General features: G+C 57.6%; 11 protein-coding genes. 4 read left to right on the forward strand and 7 right to left on the reverse strand.

Annotated features, from left to right (window positions below; translation table 11 throughout):
* Positions 1 to 4 precede the first annotated feature (4 nt).
* On the reverse strand, positions 5 to 2950 hold the full coding sequence (locus J3U88_RS00050) for a glycosyl hydrolase family 18 protein (protein ID WP_207856065.1): 2946 nt from the start codon (positions 2948 to 2950) through the stop codon (positions 5 to 7).
* A 1285-nt stretch (positions 2951 to 4235) separates the two neighbouring features.
* Here J3U88_RS00050 and J3U88_RS00055 point away from each other — a divergent pair.
* Positions 4236 to 6986 carry a TonB-dependent receptor gene (locus J3U88_RS00055; protein ID WP_207856066.1) on the forward strand — a complete coding sequence of 917 codons (2751 nt, stop codon included), beginning with the start codon at positions 4236 to 4238 and terminating at the stop codon, positions 6984 to 6986.
* Between the two features lie 500 nt (positions 6987 to 7486).
* Here the strand turns inward: J3U88_RS00055 and J3U88_RS00060 are convergent, their stop codons facing one another.
* Entirely contained in the window at positions 7487 to 9061 is a 1575-nt protein-coding gene (locus J3U88_RS00060) for a TonB family protein (RefSeq protein WP_207856067.1), read from the reverse strand.
* A 263-nt stretch (positions 9062 to 9324) separates the two neighbouring features.
* Positions 9325 to 10227, reverse strand: coding sequence for a LysR family transcriptional regulator (locus J3U88_RS00065; protein WP_207856068.1), 903 nt, complete (start codon positions 10225 to 10227; stop codon positions 9325 to 9327).
* Positions 10228 to 10335: 108 nt separating this feature from the next.
* Here J3U88_RS00065 and J3U88_RS00070 point away from each other — a divergent pair, with 108 nt between their 5' ends.
* Positions 10336 to 11127: an SDR family NAD(P)-dependent oxidoreductase gene (locus tag J3U88_RS00070; RefSeq protein WP_423842025.1), complete on the forward strand. Its 792-nt coding sequence runs from the start codon at positions 10336 to 10338 to the stop codon at positions 11125 to 11127.
* A gap of 313 nt (positions 11128 to 11440) precedes the next feature.
* Entirely contained in the window at positions 11441 to 13402 is a 1962-nt protein-coding gene (locus tag J3U88_RS00075; protein WP_207856070.1) for a fascin domain-containing protein, read from the forward strand.
* Between the two features lie 171 nt (positions 13403 to 13573).
* On the opposite strand, the gene J3U88_RS00080 is transcribed toward J3U88_RS00075, so the two are convergent.
* The 3 genes from J3U88_RS00080 to J3U88_RS00090 all read right to left on the reverse strand — a co-directional run bounded on the left by J3U88_RS00080 (position 13574) and on the right by J3U88_RS00090 (position 17955).
* Complete coding sequence (locus J3U88_RS00080) at positions 13574 to 15289, reverse strand: hypothetical protein (RefSeq protein WP_207856071.1); 1716 nt, start codon at positions 15287 to 15289, stop codon at positions 13574 to 13576.
* 156 nt (positions 15290 to 15445) lie between these two features.
* Complete coding sequence (locus J3U88_RS00085) at positions 15446 to 17737, reverse strand: PhoX family protein (RefSeq protein ID WP_207856072.1); 2292 nt, start codon at positions 17735 to 17737, stop codon at positions 15446 to 15448.
* Positions 17738 to 17757: 20 nt separating this feature from the next.
* Entirely contained in the window at positions 17758 to 17955 is a 198-nt protein-coding gene (locus J3U88_RS00090; protein WP_207856073.1) for a hypothetical protein, read from the reverse strand.
* A gap of 715 nt (positions 17956 to 18670) precedes the next feature.
* Here J3U88_RS00090 and J3U88_RS00095 point away from each other — a divergent pair.
* Positions 18671 to 18910, forward strand: coding sequence for a hypothetical protein (locus tag J3U88_RS00095; RefSeq protein WP_207856074.1), 240 nt, complete (start codon positions 18671 to 18673; stop codon positions 18908 to 18910).
* A gap of 14 nt (positions 18911 to 18924) precedes the next feature.
* On the opposite strand, the gene mltG is transcribed toward J3U88_RS00095, so the two are convergent.
* Positions 18925 to 19974, reverse strand: coding sequence for an endolytic transglycosylase MltG (gene mltG, locus J3U88_RS00100; protein ID WP_207856075.1), 1050 nt, complete (start codon positions 19972 to 19974; stop codon positions 18925 to 18927).
* Between the last annotated feature and the right edge of the window lie 83 nt (positions 19975 to 20057).

A 20057-nucleotide genomic window follows, 5' to 3' on the forward strand; every position in this document is an offset into this window, starting at 1 on the left:
ATGGTTAGCAACCGCCGGCGGGGCCGACGTCTTCCCAGACCGAGGCGCGACCCGGTTCTTCACCGCGGGTCCACCACTTGGCGCGCCAGCGGCGACCGTTGTGGTCAACCTCGTCACCGCCGTTGTAGGCCTTTTGGTTGTTCCATTCGGCCGAGCGCGACATGGCTTCCCATACATCGCTCGCCCCGGGTTCATTACCCTGCGACCACCACTTGGCGCGGTACACTTTTTCCATGTAGGAAACCATGTCGCCGCCTTGGTAGGTCGCGGCGGCGTCCCATGCCGGGTAATCGTTGGGGTCGTAGTCGTCGGGGCAGTCATCGCTCGGTTGAACCCGCAACATCACGACCTGGCTGTCGCTCAGTTGGCCGTCGGAAACGCGCAGGGTCAGCTCGAAGGTGGTTTCGCTCGCGACCACGGGGGCGCTGAAACCCAACACGGCGTCGTCGGTTACCGGGGCGTCAATCTCGCGGGGGACGTCCCAAGAAAAGCTGATCGGGTCGCCGTCGGGATCGCTGGAGCCACCCGCGTCAAAACGCACGCGGTCGCCGGATTTGACCGTGTCGGGGCCGGTTACGCGCGCCTCCGGTGCTTGGTTCACACCGCGCGGGTCGAGGATGACCACCACGCTGTCGCGGTCGCTCAGCTCGCCGTCGGATACGGTCAGGCTGAAGATGTAGGTGGTGGTGTCGCTGAGCGCATCCACGCTGAAGCGCGGGGTGGCGGTATCCGCGCCGGTCAAGGTCACGCGGGGGCCGTCTTCCTGAATCCAGCTAAAGGTGATGGGGTCGTTGTCGGGATCGCTGCCCGCGCCCATCAGGGTGATTTCGGCCGGGGCGGTGCCGCGTTGGTCCCGGCCCGCGTCGGCGTTGGGTGCGCGGTTGGCGACGGGCGGCAACAGGGTGATGGTCACTTGATCGCTGACACGGTGTTCGCTGTCGGCCACGGTCAGTTCAAATACCAAACGGGTTTCGGCGGTGATCGCGGGGGTATCGAAACCCGCGACCGCTTGGTCCGCGTTGCGCAAAGCAACGCTTGGGCCGCTTACCTGGGTCCATTGGTAGGTGAGGCGTTCGCCCTCGGGATCGCTGGAGCCGCCGCCGTCGAGGCGAACCTCGGCCGGTACACGATAGCTCGCGTCGGGGCCCGCATCCGCCGTGGGGGCGCGGTTGCCGGGTTCTACCTCAAAGCTGGATGCTTTGCCGTTGAGCACAAACAAACGCGGGCCGCCCGAGAAGGTCAGTTTCATCATGCCCTGTAGGGTGATCGATGCGCCAGGTTCGATGTTTTGCCAGCCCGAGCCGGTTACCTCGTAGCGTTGGAAATCGTCGTGTTCACCCACGCGGGTGAAGGTGGCGCCCCAAACCGAGGTTAAGGTGGTGGTTTTGGGCAAGCTAAAAGCCAGTTTCCAACCGCCCGCGATGGTTTCGGTGCCGTGGTTGGTCAGGTTCAGCGCAAAGGTGTAGTTGGGGTGGTCGTAATTGCCGCCGAAGGTGATTTCGTAATCGGCGGTTTCCGCGGGAAGTGGGAAGGTGCTCATGCGGGGATCGGCGGGCGGTACGCCGCGCAACAGGTTGGCGGCCAGCGTGGTTAGCGTGGCGCCCATGCCGTACTCACCGTTGGGTTTGCGTTCGTAATCGCCCGCAAATTCCCACATCATGATGCCGCCCAATCCTTTTTCCACCACGTAATCGATGCGGTGGCGCAGCGATTCCTCGTCTTCAAGGCTGAGGAACACCCGTTTGTTTTCGTTCCAGACGTAAGGCACCTTGGAGACATCGTCGAAAAACCGTTCGTAGGTGCCGCCCAAATCGGGATCAAAACCCCAGTCGGCCGCGTAACTCAGGTTTTGGCGGTTTTCGGCAAGGTTCATCACGTGCCACAGCGGGTTGGCGCCGGCGGGAATTTCCACGCCGTTTTCGTCCTTGTCGTGCCAGATATTGTCGATGCCCACGGCGCCGCCGTTGCTTTGCGCGGCGCTGCCGTACAGACCGCCGGGAAGGCTGCCTTTGTTGACGTTACGCCAGCCGCGGGTGTAGTAAGGCACACCCATGGTGATTTTGGACGGGGGAATAATGCCGCGGAAGTAACGGTAGGCCCAGTCGACGTTTAACACGGGCACGCCGAGGGGGCGGGTTTCGGGATCGCGGTCGTCGGGGAGTAAGGCGGAGTTGTGGCCGACGAAGCCGTTCCAGGCGCCGTGGAAGTCGTAGGTCATCATGTTCACGAAATCCATGTATTCGGCGTATTCGCCCATCATCATGCCGCCGAGGATCCAGGAGGAGGCGGGCGCGGCCATGGTCAGCAGGTATTCACGACCGTCTTCGCGGCCTGCTTGGTCCAGACGCTCGCGAAGTAACTTTACCAGTTCCAGGTAGTCGGCGTACAAGCGGCCGCGGCGGGGTTCAGCCACGTCTTGATCGTTGGGGTTGCCGGCCTGGGCGGTGGAGGTGGGGTATTCATAATCGATGTCGAGGCCGTCGAAATCGTAATCGCGCAGGAATTGGACGGCGCTGTCGGCGAACGCCTCGCGGCCCGCGGCCGTTTCACACATGGTGTAAAACCCACGCGACGCGGCCCAGCCACCCACGGCGATCAGGGTTTTGACGTGGGGGTAGCGTTGTTTGTGACTGCTCAATTGGTTGAAATGGCCCGCGTAGGGGTAGGCGTCCGAGTTGCCGGGGAATTCGGTTTCCACGGCCGCGACCCGGTCGATGAAATCGATGCGGTTGGTGGTTTCATTGACTTGGGCAAAGGCGTAGTTGATGTGGGTGATGTGTTCCCAGGGAATGTCCTCGACCATATAGGTGGGTAACCCGTTGGAACCATTGCGCCATTCAGCGAAATAGCCGACGATGCGGCGGTTGGGCGGCTCGGCGGCCGCAAGGGGAACCAGAAGTTGGCCGATCACACACAGGATCAGCACGAATTGCCAACGAAAGCGAAGCATATTTTCTCCTCATGGTAGGCCACGCCGGGGTGGCGTGATTGAAGTGGGAAACTTAGGGCGGGGATGGAAGCGGCCGTCGTCGGGGCATAGCTCGACCCTCGCCGCCGGACGGGGATGGAACGGGGCATGGGTGATGGGGAAACCAACGACGGGTGAAGGACGACAATCGGTGCATCCGAGGACGGGGGGCGTGACAGCGCGGGTGGGTGCGAATGAAGCACACAAACCCAGCGGGTTAGCCCGAGGACAAAGTGGCAGCAGAGGCGGGTGGACCACCGAATTGATTTTGTAAATTCACTGTACTTAAAAAGTACACCCTAAACTAGTTTCCATCCGTCGGCTTGTCAATAGGCCGCGTGTGCTTTTTTTGGGGAGGGTGATCGGGCCTACACTTGGATTCACGACGGGTCCAAAGAAAACAACGATCACATCTTTTTTGAGGCGATCCTTTATATTGATGTGAATCCGAGCTATCCATCACCGCGGCTTTTGTTGTGTACCAGCGCATCAGAAGGCGACAAGATGGCAGGCTTGCTGGTGGCGCTTGCTCCGCGGAAAAATAGCGCTTTGCGAAAAACGGCGCATTCTGTAAAATCATGCTTGCTCTGCCCGTGTGGTGCACCTGTCGCGACGCGTCCCCGCGTCAACCAACCTGGAGGTGTGACGCACGGTTTTTTTGAGGAATCTTTGTTTGTTCACTTGACAAACTAATCTAGGCTCCCCATAATTCCTTCAATTGGACGTGATCTCTACATGTTTCTCTTTATCGGTGTTCATGAGAGGCGATCATTTACCGCGTCTCACGCGTTTCCCCCTCGCCCTTTCCGCTAGAAAAGGGCGAAACGCAATCAACGGTTGCGTTAGGAGGGTTCCGCGTTCGTCGCGCCCTTGCTTTGGGTCTTCTTGATTGTTTCTCCCGGTCTGTTTCGCGTTTGCGCGGACGCCACCTCGAAGAATTTCGGGTTCTTCACGGCGCCGTGACCGATTGTGAACCGCTTGACCGCTTGCCGGTGTATCGATCCAACTGATCTGTACCCTTCCCCTCGGCCTCAAATCTCACACGACACAAGGAACCGCGCCTCGGCTCGGCATGGAACGCCTCCCGGCGTTCGTGATGGGTGAGTGTTTTTGTCCTCGGATGATCGGATCAAGTTCAGGCACCATTTCGGTGCTGCAGAGGTCCCGCAACGTATCCCCCACACACGGAGGTTTTCCAGTGTTGAGAAAACATGCTTTGACCCCTCGCCCATCGGCGAACGCGTGGCTAAGCCTGGACCACACACGTTTGCAGCAGTGGCCCGCGGCTCCCTCGCGCCTTCTTTCCGCCCTTTTATTGTTGTGCTGGCTGGGTACCGGCGCGACCGTTTTGGCCCAGAGTAACGCCACCATTCAAGGTAAAATCGCCACCCCCGACGGTGCCCCCCTTTCCGACGCCCCTGTTTTGGCACGCAACACCGAAACCGGTATGGAGTGGAACGCCAACACCCAAAAAGACGGTGGCTATTATTTCTATTCCGTTCCCCCCGGTGTCTACGAGGTTCGCTTCGAACACGAGGGTTTTGAACCTCAGGTAAAACTGGCCAAGGTATTCATCGGCCAGAAAGCCATGATCAACTTTGAGGCGCGCCAAGGCAGCCTGTCGGAAGAGGTGACGGTGGTCGCCGAGGTCGATGTAAATGATTTGACCAAAAGCGATCTATCCATTCCGATTCGAAACGAGCAAATGGAAAAACTCCCTTTGAACGGTCGCAACTTCTTGGAAGTAGCAACGTTAGCTCCTGGCACCAAACCTGCCTCGGGCGGTGCATCGGGTTCTGGTTTGACCACGGGTGCCTCCACGTCTTCCAGTCTGGGTTTTTATGTGGACGGCAGCGACCGCAAAAACGAAATCGTTGACGGCGGCATGGTCGGCCAATTTATTTCCTCTTCCAATGCCTTCCCGCTGAGCGCGATTCGCGAGTATCGGGTTGTCACCCAACTCTACAAAGCCGAATTCGCCAAGGCCAGCGGCGGCGTGGTCACTGCCGCGACCAAGTCCGGCACCAACGAACTGGGCGGCGAGATCTTCTTCACCTATCGCGACAAAGATCTGAACAGCCGCAACGCCTTCGCCTCCGAAAAACCCGCGTACGAACGCAACCAACTCGGTTTCTCCGTCGGCGGTCCGATCATCAAAGACAAACTGCACTACTTCCTGACCTACGAGGACACCCAAGTTGACGAGTTCTACGTTTCCGCGCCAAGCGGTGACTTCGCCGATCTCGGCGGTAACTTCGAAACCCCGCAAAAATCCAAACTCGGTTTCCTGCGTTTGACCTACAAGCCCGCGCCCGAACACTTCCTCGACGTGTCGATTGACGACCGCGACGAATCCAACAAAGCCTACTGGTTGTGGTTCTCTCAGCCCTACACCGAGGACCGCGGCTTGGATTTCACCAACGACGTCACCAACATCAGCGCCAAGTACCAACTGGTTTCCGGGACGGCCTTACACGAGGTTCGTTTCAACTCCCAGGACTACGGTTGGGCAACCGGTACCCTCGCGGACAACGGCCCCGGCTTGCGTTATCCCTCGGTTCACATCGGTCCTTTCTCCCACGCGCCTCAGGATTGGGCACAGGAACGCTACTCCTTGAACTACGACATCAGCATGGGCGTCGGCAACCACTTTATTAAAGCGGGCATCGGCATGCAGCGTCTGCGTTACCAAGCCGAACAGCAGATTTTCTTTAATCCGCAGTTCGACTTCCTCACCGACGATGCGACCACCCCTTACCGCGCTTCCATCGGCGTGGGTGAACCCGGCATTTCCAAGTACAACACCCAATACGGCGTTTTCGTTCAAGACGACTGGACCGTTAACAACAAGTTAAGCCTGAGCCTCGGCTTCCGCTGGGACTACGAAACCGACATGCTGAACAACGATTTCGTAACCCCCGACCACGTCCGTACCGAGTTGTCCCCTTACTTCGACGACCGTTACTTCAGCGACGGCAGCAACCGCAAACCCTTTACCGACACCTACCAACCCCGTATTGGTTTCACCTACGATATCAATGGTGACGGCACCAAGTTCATCACCGGCGGCGTCGGTATTTTCTACGACCGCACCATCTGGAACGTGGCTTCCGACGAAGCGCTGCGCTACAGCTACCAAATCTTCAACATCAACTTCAGTGAAAACGGCGAAGGCAACACCCTGGCTTGGGACGATTCTTACTACAATCGCGCCAACCTCTTGGACCTGGTTTCCTCCGGTGAAACCGATCCGCCCGAGGTGTTCCTGATCCCCGACAACCTCAAGCCGCCCAAAACCACCCAGTTCAGCCTGGGTTACCGTCAAAAAATCCAAGATGCCACGGTTAGCGTGAGTTACGTCGGTGTGCGCGGCGCCAACGAAACCGCGGTTTACGACGCCAACGCCAACGGCCAAATCCCCGGCTACGGCAAAATCAACGTCTGGACCGATGAAGGCAACTCTTGGTTCGACGCCTTCTACCTGTTCATCGACCGTCCCTACAAAAACGGTTGGTTCGGTCAGTTGTCCTACACCTTGGGTTGGGCCGACAACGAATCCGATTCGCTGTACTACGGCTACTGGCGTTACACCTCGGCCGACATGCTGCGCCGTGCGCCCGCCGTCACCGATGAACGTCACCGCGTTTCGGTTAACCTTGGCTTCGACTTACCTTGGAACATGCAGTTCAGCGGCTGGGGCACCTACGCCACCGGCACGCCTTACGACATCATCGTCGGTACCGATGAAAACGGCGACGGTTTCGTGAACAACGACTACCCCGAGGGCGCCGGCCGTAACTCCGGTCGTCGCGACGACAGCAAGGTGTTGAACCTGCGTCTGTCGAAAAAGGTCGACCTGCGCCAGTTCGGCTTCCAGGTTTATGTCGACGCCTTCAACGTGTTCGACTGGAAAAACTACACCAGCTACTTGAGCAACATGCAGTCGGAAAACTTCGGTCGCCCCAACGCGGCCGCGGATCCGCGCCAGATTCAAGTCGGTGGTACCTTTAGTTTCTAGCCCGCATTTCTCACAAGGATTCGTAGCGAGAAGCTGAAAGCCTTGTGAGTACGAAGATTACGACCGAGAGCAAACGGAGCGGGGCCGACCTTTCGGCGTAGCAGCGCTACGTCGCGTATTGATCGACTGAGTAAAGCGGAAGGCCGCCCCCTCGTAATCGCATGGGTTGCCCCGCAGCAGAACGCCTTGTGAGAAAAGCGGGCCAATTTTTGTCCTCGTCCGTACGATCCCCGGAGACCCAACCCCCCGGCTCATGGCTCGCATGAGTCTGGGTCTCCTCCATAACCCCCCCTTGCAGCGCAACGTGCCGTCCCCCCGGTTCGTTGCGCTGTTCCCTTTTTGGCGACCTTTGTTCGGGTGGTTTCCTTGATTCGCCCGCCGTTCGCGGGCTGAACGCGCGGTGCAATTGAAAAACCCCGACACACCGGGCTGGGGCCGAGGGGTCGGGGTTGTGCTTGGGGAACCTTGCTTTCAGGAAGGCTTTATATTGTTTGGTTGGGTTAGCTCCTTTTGAGCCTTTTGTTGAACTTGCGGCGCAAGTCGGCGCGGCGTTTATTCTGGATTTTGCGAGGACTGTCAAGAACAAAGCCTTGGCTGACAAACGGGGTTCCGTTGCCTTGAATCACGAAATCAAGCTTTAAGGTCATGCGGACATCCACCGGTTTCCCTTCCCTTTGCCCAGGTTGAAACTGCCATTGGCGCAATGCCCTGACCGCTTCTAACTCGAAACCGTACACCCAGTCATGCATGCCGCGCAGCACGCGAATATCGCTCACCTGCCCGTCTTTGCGCAGGATCGCTTCAAGAATAACGCTCGCGTTCATTTTAAGGGCCGTTGCCGCTTGGGGATAACGGGGCGGTACTTTTTGGGTGAAGGTGGGTGGGGTGACGTCGGGGCACAGGTTCGAGAAAACCAGTTCGACGGGTTCACATGCGTCGTCGCTTTTGACAGTCCCGATGTGGCTTTTCTTGACCAAACGCTTCATTTTTTTGAAGTTGGTTAGGTTTTGATCGAAATGAAGTGGTTGGCCTGCTTCGGTGCGACCGTAAAGCGTGCCGCCCTCGCCCCGGAGCAACATCACCATGGCCTCATCGTCGTTGAGCACGGCGACGCCCAGCGCCGTTTTCCCGCTTGGCGTGATGAGGTTGGCGTCGGCGCCTTTTTCCAATAACAAGCGGGTTAAGGCGAGGTTGCGGGCCCGCACGGCGCGGATGAAATAACCTTCTCCCCGGCTGTTTTTCGTTTCGATATCGGCGCCTTGTTCGAGGAGAAAAGCGAACATGGCGGGCGAGGCATGGGCACTCGCAAAACCCAGCGGGGTTCCGAAATGGGGAAAATGGTGGTTGAGGTGTTCCTTAAATTGAGGGTGCGCCTTAAGCGTGTCGATGTCCTCGTGAAGAACCGCGCGCAAATACGGGGGGAGATGGTAGTCGGCCCCGGGGGCGATGTCGCCTTCGAGGCGGATGCGTTTGTGGTCGGCTAGCAACAGCAGGACATCGTGGCGACGAAACAAGCTCGCGTAGTCAATGACGCCCGCGCTAAAGCTGTCGGTGACGGTGTGGTCCGCGCCATGCTCCAGCAGCAATCGGATCAACAGGGTGTTGCCGCTTTTAACCGCCGCCAAAAGGGGCGTGTCGAGGAACAGGTCAAAGGTTTCAATATCCGCGCCCGCCTCCAGCAAGATGCGGGTGGCGGCGACATGGCGCCGGTGTACCGCGATCATTAACGGGGAGCGTTCCAAGTCATTGCGGCGATTGGGATCGGCGCCCCGTTCGAGCAGGGTTTGGAGCGCGTTGACACGGTGTTTCTTCGCGGCCAGGTGGAGCGCCGTGTTGCCGTTTTTATCGACGGCGTTGAGATCCGCGCCGGCGTCGATCAGGGCTTCAATGACGGCTGGATGGTCGTGGTGAACAGCCAGCATCAGCGGGGTGCTTCCGCCTTTCAATGATGTGTTTAACTGGTCGCTCGAGAACGGGGCGAGGGCTTGGGGCTCGCCGTTTTTGACAGCTTCGACAAGGGTTTTTGGTGCCGAATAAAACGTTGTTGCAAGCAGCAACATCCATAATTGGGTCATGGCATTCCTTCTTTGGTGGTAGAAAGCGGGAGCCGGTTGAGCCCGGCGTTGTCATAGGATGCATGGAAAAGATAATAGAAAACACTGTTGCGTCTTGATAAAGGTGTGTTGCAACAGGGGTTATCCCGGAACGCATGCGGAAAAACTGTAGCCCAAGGCGCTGGGGAGAGCTGAAAAGGGTCGGTAAAATTTGCGCAGGCGGCGCTGTTATTGTTGGAGGTGGTGTTTGGATGCTGTGTCGATTTTGCGTGAGGGGCGTTGGCTCAACAAAATGAACGGGGTTGGTTCTGGAACCAGCTCTTGGTGAAACGTGCGAATCGGCGCACGCGGCTGGGAACCACGTTACCGGGCGCGTAGAGCAGGACGACTGGAAACGTGGGGAGCTTGTAGTCGGCGAGCAGGCGCACCAGGCGGCCGGCGCTCAGGTGCTCTTCCACCGCGTAGGAAGGCATGCGGGCGATGCCTGCATCGTCGAGCAAGGCCTGCATCATCATAAAGTGGTAGTTGGTGCTGAGCCGACTCGGCACGGTCACTTCAATTACCCCGCTATCTTTGGTGAACCACCAGCGGTTGACGGGGTCGGGATTGCAGTTAAGCAGGCAGTGGTGATCGGCCAGATCCATTGGCGTGGTCGGGGTGCCGTGTTTGGCGAGGTAACCGGGCGAAGCGACCACCCATTCGTGCATGCTCGTGAGCGGCAAGGCGATGTGGTCGGCGGGTAAATCGTGGGAAATGCGGATTGCGATGTCGATGTCGTCGCGGACCAGGTTCATTTTTTGGTTTTCCAAGATGAGTTGCGCGGTGATCCCCGGATATTGATCGCAAAAGGCGCGCACCAAAGGGTCCATATAGGCCTGGCCGAAGGTTACGGGTGCGGTGATGCGCAACAACCCGGCGACCATGCCTTGCTGTTCGGCCAATTCCTCCACGGCCTGTTCCGCGATTCCGGTCAAGCGGCGACAGTGTTCGAGGAAGCGGGCCCCATCGGCGGTGAGTTGTAGGGCGCGGGTGGTGCGTTGCAACAGGCGGGTTTGCAAGCGGGTCTCCAAGGTGCCGATCTTTTTGCTTACCAGCGATTTGGAGACACCGAGCGCCCGCGCGGCGGCGGTCATGCTGCCTTCCTCCGCTACCTTGGCAAAAACCACCATCGGTTCCAATAAATCCATGTAGGTTCCTATTGTCGCATTTTGGAAACAATGTGTTTCAAGCTTCTAGCTTATCATCGCTGCCGATTTGGTGCATATTTAGGCCCAACAAATTGAAGGAGGTCCATGATGGACTTGGGCTTAAAAGGAAAATTGGCATTGGTTACCGCAAGCAGCGGCGGTATTGGTGAGGCGATTGCGCGGGTTTTGGCCGGCGAGGGTGTGCGCGTGATTGTTTCCGGCCGAAGCCAAGAAAGCGTCGAAAAAGCACAAACACGCATCCGCAACGCGGTTTCCAACGCCGATTTGTTGTCTTTGGTGGGCGATTTGGGAACGGCGGCGGGTGCCGAGGTTGCGATTGCCGCCTTTCCCGATGTGGATATCCTGGTCAACAACCTGGGGATTTACGAGGCGAAACCTTTTGCTGAGATTCCCGATGAAGATTGGCAGCGTTTGTTTGACATCAATGTCATGAGCGGGGTGCGCCTCAGCCGTCACTATTTGCCACGAATGATCGAACGCAACAGCGGTCGCATCATCTTTATCTCCAGTGAATCCGGGGTGCAGATCCCACCCGAAATGGTTCACTACGGCATGACCAAATCGTGCCAATTGGCCATTGCGCGGGGAATGTCGGAGTGGACCAAGGGTACCAAGGTTACGGTTAACACGGTCATGCCGGGACCGACCCTAACGGAAGGCGTCGAGGCCTTCATCGCGGGCATGGACGAAGCGGGAGCTGCTGATGAAGCGGCCCAGCGTCGCTTCATCCAAACACATCGCAACACCAGTTTGACCCAGCGGTTGGGTGATCCGGTCGAAATCGGCGCGACGGTTGCCTTCTTGGCGAGCCAATGGGCGGGGTCGACCAATGGTGCCGCGGTTCGCGCCGAGGGCGGCCTGCTGCGCTCACTTGTTTAACCTGGTTCGTTAACTCGGAACCTTCTTTATACGTGGGGGATAACCATCCCCCTACCTTCTGGTGTGTATTTGTTTCATTTTTTCGCGAAATACCTTGAATCTCCTACTTTGTTCCACATTTTCGACACAATCGCTTTCTAGATTAGCCTTCCAAGAGGAATAACACGGTTCAACAATCGACCCATCGAATTTTGTAACTTGTTTGCAATGCGATGCTTGTGTGCTTGCTTAGATTGCTTCTTGAACTGCTGCCGACCCAAACCCTTGTCGCGATTTTCAGCTAAGACGACAAGGTTATCTCTCGGAGGCTTCCATGTTTTCTCGCCTTAACGCGCGATTGACTTCTATCTTCTTTGCCCTGTTTTTCTGTACTGCATTCGGCCAAACCAACATCAGCGACGTTAATATCACCAGCTACGAATACCAAACCATTTTCGGTGTTTTCACCAACTACACCATTAAAACCTTCCCCTACGATCAGTCCTACGGTGCCGATAACTTTTGGACCAAATGGGACATCCGCTACAACGCGGACAACAGTGTTTCCTTCCATGTCGGCGGCTATTATGTCAGCGCGACTCAGTCCGGCGGGGTTGGCACCGCGACCAGCATCGGCACGTCAGAAAAATTTTGGCTTGAGGAAGGCAATCAAGGTACCTTCTACATTAAAAACAGCGAGGGCTTGTACCTCACCTGCCAAGGTTCCGGCTTTAAAGCGGTTAAGCTGACTTCGCAAAAAACCAATACCGAACGTTGGTACTTCTTCCAACCCAAGAACCCCGGCTCCGACACCATCACCGACGCCAACATCTCGAATTACAGCTACCAAAACATCGTGGGTGTTTTCACCAACTACATTCTGCGTTCCTATCCCTGGGAAGAAACCTACGGGGCCGACACTTATTGGGCCAAATGGGATGTGGTCGACAACGGCGACAACACCTTCAGCTTCAAAATCGGCAACTACTACCTGCTTGCCGACAGCACCAACGGCAACACGGCCGAGACAACCTTGACCGACGCCGGCAAATTCACCCTTTCCGAGGTTTCCGGTAGCTATTACCTGCAAAACCACGAGGGTCTCTACCTGACTTGCCGCAATGACAACTTCTCAACCATGGACCTCGAAGCCGATCAAACCGACGCCGCTCGCTGGTACTTCTTTGAAGTGGAGGCGCCTTTTGTCGACAGCGCCGTGCCCACCGCCGACGCCGGCGATGTGATCGAAGCCCAAGTAAACGAAAGCGTTACCCTCGACGGAAGCGGCAGCAGCGATCCAACGTACACCATTACCGATTACTTCTGGACCCTGATCGCGCAACCCAGCGGCAGTTCCTTGAGCTACAACAATGTCAGCGGTTCCACCTTGAACTTTACCCCCACGGTCAACGGCGATTACATGTTCCAACTGACGGTTGAAAACAGCAACGGCGACGTCTCTTGGGCCGATTCAGTGACGGTTGACACTTCCTACCGCGTCGAGCATGCGGTTTACGGCTCCCTGGTTGACGACACCACCTCTACCGTGAGCTTCAGCGCCAACTTCGAGGCAACCCCCGCGGTGTTCTCGGCGATGCTGACCCACAACGGCGGCGATACCTCCATCGCCCGCATCACCGATACCGGTGCCGACAGTTTCGATGTCTTCATTGAAGAAGAAACTTCCAAGGACAGCGAAACGAACCACGGCAGTGCAGAAACCATTGGTTATTTAGCCATGATCGAGGGCGACATTACGGACATCAACGGCAATGTGATCGGCGAAGTGGGTACCCTGAACCGTGCCCAAGGCGGCGCCGACACCTGGTACAGCTTCAGCAGCTACAGCAACACCTACACCAACCCGGTTGTATTCATGCAGACCAACACCATCAACGGTTCCGATCCCTGCCACATGCGTGTTCGCAACGTCACCACTTCCGGCTTTGAATACCAAGTAGAAGAGTGGGAATACGACGACGGTACCCACAACAGCGAAACCGTTGCCTACATCATTGTAGAAGCGGGTTCGTACACCTTGCCCAACGGCAGCAAACTCGGCGCCAAAACCCAAAACAACGTCGATGAAAACTGGGACACGGTGACCTACGCCCAAAGCTACAGTGGCACCCCGGTGATCCTGAGCATGACGCAAACCGAAAACGGCAACGACCCGGTTGTCACCCGCCACAAAAATGCCAACGGTTCCTTCTTCCAAGTCAAACTCCAGGAGGAGGAAGCCAAGAACAACAGCCACGACAACGAAACCATCGGCATCATCACCATCGGTAACTAGATCAACTACCGGGATCACTTTATCTGGGACGGAGGTTTGCCTCCGTCCTTTTTATATTTCTGGGAAGATTCGCATCAAACGAGACTGGGTGCGCTGGTTACCTAAAAAGAAACGGGGGATCCGAGTTTGTTAAACGCGGGTCCCCCGTTTCTTGGGTTGTGTTGGGCGTGGTTATTTCTTTTTCGCCGCCGACCAATCGAGCCAGAGCATGCCGTCTTTGAAGACTTTGCCGGTTTCGCTCAGGTCCGTGTTGCCGTTTTCGATGCGTTGGTGGACGTTGTCGATGGGACCGAGTAAGGCGTCACGACCGTGTTTGAAGGATTGCTCTTTGACGATTTCCAGGTAGGCGCGGTTCAGGTTGAGGGCGCGCTCGCGGCTGGGGGCGATCAGCCAGGTGATGTCTTTGTCGCCGCCGGGCGCCGCGCGGGCGATGTCCGTTTCGCGGGGTTTGCCGTCCTCGAAAAAGCGTTCCAGCACTTCTTGGTTGGCGCGGAATTCGTCGCCGCCGCCGACGCGTTCGAAGTACAGCGCAATTTCGGGTTTGGGGTTGCCCTGCTGGGGTACGTCGCTCATCCCGACGGGGTCTTGGTAACGCCAACCGTCGCGGCCGGGTACCTTGCGGGCGAGCGTGAAGGTTTGGTCGACCGTGGCGCCGACCGCGCTGTGGCAGCCCATGCAGAATTGGTGTTCTTCTTGGGTTTGCAGGCGCAGGCGGCCTTTCGCGTCCTCGATGAAACCCTGGAGCATCCAACCGAAATCGTTGCTAATGCCGACCATCGGGCTGCCGTAAAACTGCGGCAAGGTGCCTTCCTCTTTTTCGTTGTACTCGCGTTCGTAAACGTAACTCATCGCCCAGGAATCCAGGTACCGGATCTTGCGGGAGTAACGCAGTTCCTTCATGCGGGTGGCGATCATGTCGGGTTTTTCGGGGTCGAGGTAGCGCACACTGTGCAGGAACTCAATGTATTTGGGGTAGACGTACTGACGGGTTTTTTCGTCAGCCGCGTCGGCCACATAGGTTTTGGGGAAACCGACGATGTCGGTGACCTCGGCGGTGAGTTCGCCGTCCTTGTTGAGGTCGACGGCAATGGCCGTTTCATCGATGGGTTCCACCGTAAAACGGAACTTCGCGCCGCGGCCGGCCTTGGGCCCGGCGGCAATAACGGCTTCCAAAATGGCGAAATTGGCTTTTTCGGCGGCGCGCGATGGTTTTCCATTCAGGGTGCGGAACTTTTCGGGTAAGCGGATGAACACGTCGTCGGTGGAGCCGTTGGTGGGCCAAAAGGTACCCAGAAAGGGTTTGTAACGCAGGGCGCGCCAGTGGCTGCCGTCGTTGGCGAACCCGTCCTCATCGAATCCTTGGGCGAGATCGAGATCGGGGCGGTAGCCTTGGTAGTCGTCGCGGTCGGCCAATGCTTTTTTGAGAGGGGTGTAGTTGTCTTCACGGACGTAGGACAAAATTTCTTCGTCGGTGGTATTGCTCAGGAAATCACCGCGGTCTTTGAACAAGTTGAACCAGCGGTTGGTCATGGCGAAATCGCTAAAGGCATATTCTTCTTGGAGTTCCCAGTCACTCATTTCATTGGGGGCGCGGTAGCCGGTGTGGCAGGTGTAGCAGGGATTGGCGGTGCCGGCAGTTTTGGTGTAGCACTGCGGTGGGACGGTGGCCTCGTAGTTGGTCATCTTGCCAAAGGTGGCGACGGCGTGTTCGAGGGGATCGAAAGTGTCGTCCTTTGGATGGGCGGCGGGTTTGGTTTCGGCGACGCCGCGAACGGTGAGGTGGGCGCGTTTGCGCGGGTTCTCGTCATCCGGTTCATTGGGAAAGCTCGCGCTTCCCGCGGCAATAAACATAGCCAGGGATGAGAGGAAGATAAGGATGCTTTTCATGCAGGGGCTCCTGAAACACGGGCTGTCCCGCCCCATCAAGGGGCTCAAAAACGACCGAGGGACAGACACATGAAAACCTGGAAACCGATGCGGACCGGATTCCAGGTTTTTCTTGGGGCGCGGGAGGAGCGCGGCCGTTTCGACCGCGCCGCGCGCTTAGTTTTTCTCTTTCAGTACAGGGGTGGGACGCTGGATGACAATCGGCGTTTTTACGCGCTCTTGCGGCCAGGTGGAAGGCGAGGAGACAAAGTCTTCGCCGGGGTGCTGTACGTTGAAGAAGAGGGTTTTTTGGTCGGGGGTGAACCAGGGGCCGGTGGCCTCTGAGTCGCCGGGAGAAGCAACGATACGGAACGCCTTACCATAAGAAGGATTCACGATACCTGGCTGACCTTCCTTGTGGTTGGGGTCGAGGTCCAGGTAGTAAATCGCATCGGAGCGGGTGTCACCGGTGCTGCCCGCGTTGCCGTCGGTACCGAAGAAGACTTCACCGTTGGCGCCGATGGCGAGGTTGTCGGGGTCGCCGGCGGCGAAAACGGCTTCTTCTTCAACCGAGTCAGGCGTGTAGCCGTTCCAAACTTCGAAGAAGCTGAAGGTTTTGGAACCGGAAGGATCGGCGGGGTTGGCTTCTTGGATCGAGAAGATGGCGCCGTCGCGCTCGCCGCGGCTGGGGGTGCTGTCGTCCAACACGCCGGCCTGGTTGTTGGCGGAAGGACGAGTGTGGTTGGTGAAGGCCACGTAGATGCGAGGAACACCGCTGGGATCGTTGGGGTTGTAGTCAACGTCTTCAGGGCGGTTGAGTTCGGCAATACCCAGTTTGTTGGCGGCGGTGAAGAGGGTCGCCAGTACGGTGTTCTGATCGGGGTAGCCGCCGATGCTGTTCCAGTTGACGTCGGCCAAGGCCTGACCCACGGTTTTGTTGGGTTCGCCGAGGGCGGCGGCGTTGGGTGCGATGTCTTCGTTGTTGTCCAGGCTCATTTTGATCCACTGACCGTTGCCGGGTGCGGTTTCGGTGGGCGTGATGCCGCCGCTGTCGGGGTTGGCCGGGTCGTGCAGGGTGATGCCGGTGCTGATGTCGAGACCCGCGAAATGGGCCACGTAGAGATCACCGCTGTCCAGCAAGGCGCGAACTTGGGCGCGGGTCATGCCGGGCGTGTAGTTGGCGGAGCTGACGAATTTGTAGATACGGCCGCCGCGACGGTCGTTGGCACCGTAGATCACCACGGGTTTGTTGGGGGTCAGTTTCCAGTCGCCGTTGGTGGCAACGGTGGCGTTTTCCCAACGAACGCGACCCATGGGGCCGATTTTGCGGTGGCCGAGGCCGTTGCCGCCGGAAGCCGCGGAGTTGTAATAGGTTCCTGGCTCTTGGCCGGGATCGATTTCGGTCAAGAAACCGTAGTTGTCGCGGTTGTGACGTTGGTTGGGATCACTGATGCGGCCGTAAACCTGGAAGTCGGTGGTTTGCGGGGCGGCGTTCAGGGTGATCATGGCGCCGGGGTCAAAACCTTCGCCTGACTTGAAGCGGTTGCTGGAGGACCATGCGGTTTCCAGGTCACCGTAGTAACCCTGCACGTTTTCTTCCGCGGTGATGATGGTTCCCCAAGGGGTCAAACCGCCGGAACAGTCGCCGGCGATACCGGCGACAACGCCGGTGGGCAGGGGGTTGCCCGCGTCGTCCGTCGCACCTTCGGCAAGGTTGAAGCCCTGGACACGCAGCAAGGTGTCGGAGGTGGAGTCGTAACGCTTGTTGTCGGCTTGACGGTCCAAGCTCCACTCAAGGGAAAGCGGATTCTGGACAACGCGGAACCAAGAGCCGCCGATTTGTTTTTTGTTCCAGGCGATGTAGGTGTCCACGTCGGCTTGTTCCCAGACGTCGGCGGTGACGTCGTTGGAGAGAATCTCGTATTTTTGCAGCCATTTGGCCATGGTCATTGCTTGACCCTGAGGGGCGCTTTGAGGCGTGGGATAGGCGTTGGAGATGTACTCGTGGTTGACCCAAACCCAGCCTTCTTTGCTGGAACCCTGGGTGAAAGGCGAGCCGTTGACGGCGCCGCCGGCCCAGTCACTGTCCCAACCTTCGCCCATGTAGGCGATGAAGTCGCAGTTGGCGCCGAAGCGGGGCGCGTTGGGGGACTCGTCTTCGGTCAGGGGGTCGAGCCATTTGGCGACCACGCTGGTGCGGAATCCGATGGTGCGAACGGTGTCGCTCATGCGGTTGGCAAGGGGAAACTCGGTGCCTTCGCGCAATTCGCCCTTGGCGTAGGCGTCAACTAATTCTTTGGTGATTTCGGGAATGGGTTTGCGGGAGCTAACCGCAACCATGGAAGACAAAGGCAGCAAGGGGCTGACTTCGTCGCCGGACATGATGGGGGTTCCGATAAACATTGAGCCGGCCATGCCGAAAGCGGCAGCCCATTTCATTAACTTGGATCGAAGCAAATTTTTAAACAAAACGCCGTCTCCTTTAGGTATCAGGTCAAATCGAATTCTGTGGTGACCAATCCACCACCCTCGTAAAAACAGAAAAAATCCTTCCTCGGCGCCGTGGCCGAGTCGGGTTGTGTTCCGGTGTGCATTTCGTGTGCGCCGATGGGCGTGCCTGTCCGAAATACGCATGGTTTTTTGATTTCGTGCGTGCCGATGCGGCGCTTCTCCGGCGGATGATTCATCCGTGTGACCTTCAACCTAAGAAGCGCTGACGCGGTCCTTTTTGCTAAACCTCTGGGCAGCAACGGCCTGTAAAAATGCTCACTGCACCCGGTGGGTGCACGTCGTGCGCGACCTCGGGCCGCTTTTTCCAAGCCATTTCGCTCCAGATCTTTAGCCAAAAATCCTCGCGCTTATCGCGCCTCTTAGGTTTAACCCTCCATGGGACGACGGCGGCTTTAACGCCGATAACCTAGGTTCGCGGTGCGAAGGGTGTGTCCAACCAATGGGGCGCGTCACAAGGAATGGTTCCGGTCTTCCGTTACTCAGTCCTGCATGGCACCTGTTACCAACCGACCGGGATTTTAATCCCAGACGTGTGAGTCACGAGTCAGCACGCCGTGATCAATGAGTCAGAAAAATAAGAAGTTACGGTTAAGGAAAATGAGGATACGGTGAGTGAGGCAAACAAGGGTGCCCGCTTGGGCGCGGTCCGGCAGTGAAACCCCGCCGATAAAGTGGTTTCTAATTCAGGGTGGTAAAACCGGTGTGTTTGGGTCCATTGGGTGCGCGCTTTTCTTTGCGGTAGCCGGTCAAGGTGTTGGGGGTGCGGCCGCGTCCGTGGTATGAATGACGGCGCACCCGGGGGTCGGCTTTTGGAAACCCCGTCTCGGTGATTCGAAGCGCCGCGTTTGGTCGCGGTACCCTTGTGAAAAGATTGGGTTGGGAAGGTGAACTTTGGTAGAAGAACGACGCCGCGCGGCGCAAGTCGGCAGGCACTTGCTGAATCATTTGACAATTTTGCTGCCCACCCTCGAGGGGTTGTGCCAAATCACGGTGCAAGACGGCAAGCAGGGACATATCTTTTTTCGCTATGCACCAAGCGCACAGGAAGATATGGAGCGGCTTTGGGCCTACCTCTCCGAAAAATACGGCGAAGCCTTTGTGCTCGGTGAAACCTTAGCGGCGGCGCCCTAAACGCTTCGTTCTTTTTAGCGTCTTCGGTAGCGTGCGACGTCGCGGTTGTGTTCGCGGAGGCTGCGGTTAAAAGAATGGGTGCCGTCGGGTTTGGCCACGAAATAGAGGTATTTGTGCTTTTCGGGGGCGAGGGTGGCGGCGAGGCTGGCATGACCCGGGCTGGCAATGGGGCCAGGAGGTAAGCCCTTGTAAACGTAGGTGTTGTACGGGTGGTCGTAGCGAATGTCGCTTTTGTAGATTTTGCCCCGGTAGCGATTGTCGAGTTTGAGGCTGTAAATAATGGTGGGGTCGCATTGGAGCAACATGCCACGACGGGTGCGGTTGGCGAAAACCCCGGCGATGCGGGCCCGCTCGTCGGGGACGGCGGTTTCTTTTTCAATGAGGCTGGCCATGGTAACCCATTCACGGATGGTGAAACCCGAACCATCGAGGTGGGTACGCAGTGTTTTGGTTTCTTCGCGAAAATGATTGATGATGGTGTTGACGATTTCTTGCGGGGTGGCGTCCTTGGCGAAGAAATAGGTTTCGGGGTAAAGGTAACCTTCGAGGTTGGTGGCTTTGGCGTCGAGGGTGCGAATGGGCGTGGGGTCGAGCAGGAGTTGCAGGAAGGTTTGTTCATCGCCCCAGGGGGAACGGCCGAGAAGTTTGGCGGTTTCCCATAAATCAAGTCCCTCGGGAATGGTCAATTTGCTTAATTCAACGCGACCACTGCCCAGCAGTTGAATGATGTCCCAGGTAGAGGCTTTTTCGGGGAGTGCGTAGGCGCCGCGTTTAATAAGGATATCCGGGTCGTGGCGCCACAGCGCCAAGCGCACGTAAAGTGGTTGCGGCGCAAGGTCCTTTTGGTGGAGGTCTTTGAGCAAACGGGTGAGGCTTTGACCCGCGGGAACCGAATAATTGCGGTGCCCGTTCGGGACCGTGCGTATGCGGTAGACGTCTTGGTACCCACGGAAAAAGTAGAGGGCCAAGCCACCCAGGTGGGCGAGGAGTAGGAAAACAAAAACGTATTTGAGCAGGGTCTCAATACGGCGTTTGAACTTTGAGGGATGTTGTGGCTGCGGCATAGGTTACCCAGATGAAGGTGGAACTCGGGGGGGTTCGATGGCGGTCGTGCGTTCAACGGAGGCGCAAAAGGTGGAACCCTTGC

This window comes from Acanthopleuribacter pedis, assembly GCF_017377855.1.
Taxonomy (GTDB): Bacteria; Acidobacteriota; Holophagae; order Acanthopleuribacterales; family Acanthopleuribacteraceae; genus Acanthopleuribacter; species Acanthopleuribacter pedis.

Bases quoted from the DNA above. Each gene is read 5' to 3' on its own strand.
- J3U88_RS00050 (WP_207856065.1), bottom strand. From the start codon at position 2,950: ATGCTTCGCTTTCGTTGGCAATTCGTGCTGATCCTGTGTGTGATCGGC.
- J3U88_RS00060 (WP_207856067.1), bottom strand. From the start codon at position 9,061: ATGACCCAATTATGGATGTTGCTGCTTGCAACAACGTTTTATTCGGCA.
- J3U88_RS00065 (WP_207856068.1), bottom strand. From the start codon at position 10,227: ATGGATTTATTGGAACCGATGGTGGTTTTTGCCAAGGTAGCGGAGGAA.
- J3U88_RS00070 (WP_423842025.1), top strand. From the start codon at position 10,336: ATGGACTTGGGCTTAAAAGGAAAATTGGCATTGGTTACCGCAAGCAGC.
- J3U88_RS00075 (WP_207856070.1), top strand. From the start codon at position 11,441: ATGTTTTCTCGCCTTAACGCGCGATTGACTTCTATCTTCTTTGCCCTG.
- J3U88_RS00080 (WP_207856071.1), bottom strand. From the start codon at position 15,289: ATGAAAAGCATCCTTATCTTCCTCTCATCCCTGGCTATGTTTATTGCC.
- J3U88_RS00090 (WP_207856073.1), bottom strand. From the start codon at position 17,955: ATGAATCATCCGCCGGAGAAGCGCCGCATCGGCACGCACGAAATCAAA.
- mltG (WP_207856075.1), bottom strand. From the start codon at position 19,974: ATGCCGCAGCCACAACATCCCTCAAAGTTCAAACGCCGTATTGAGACC.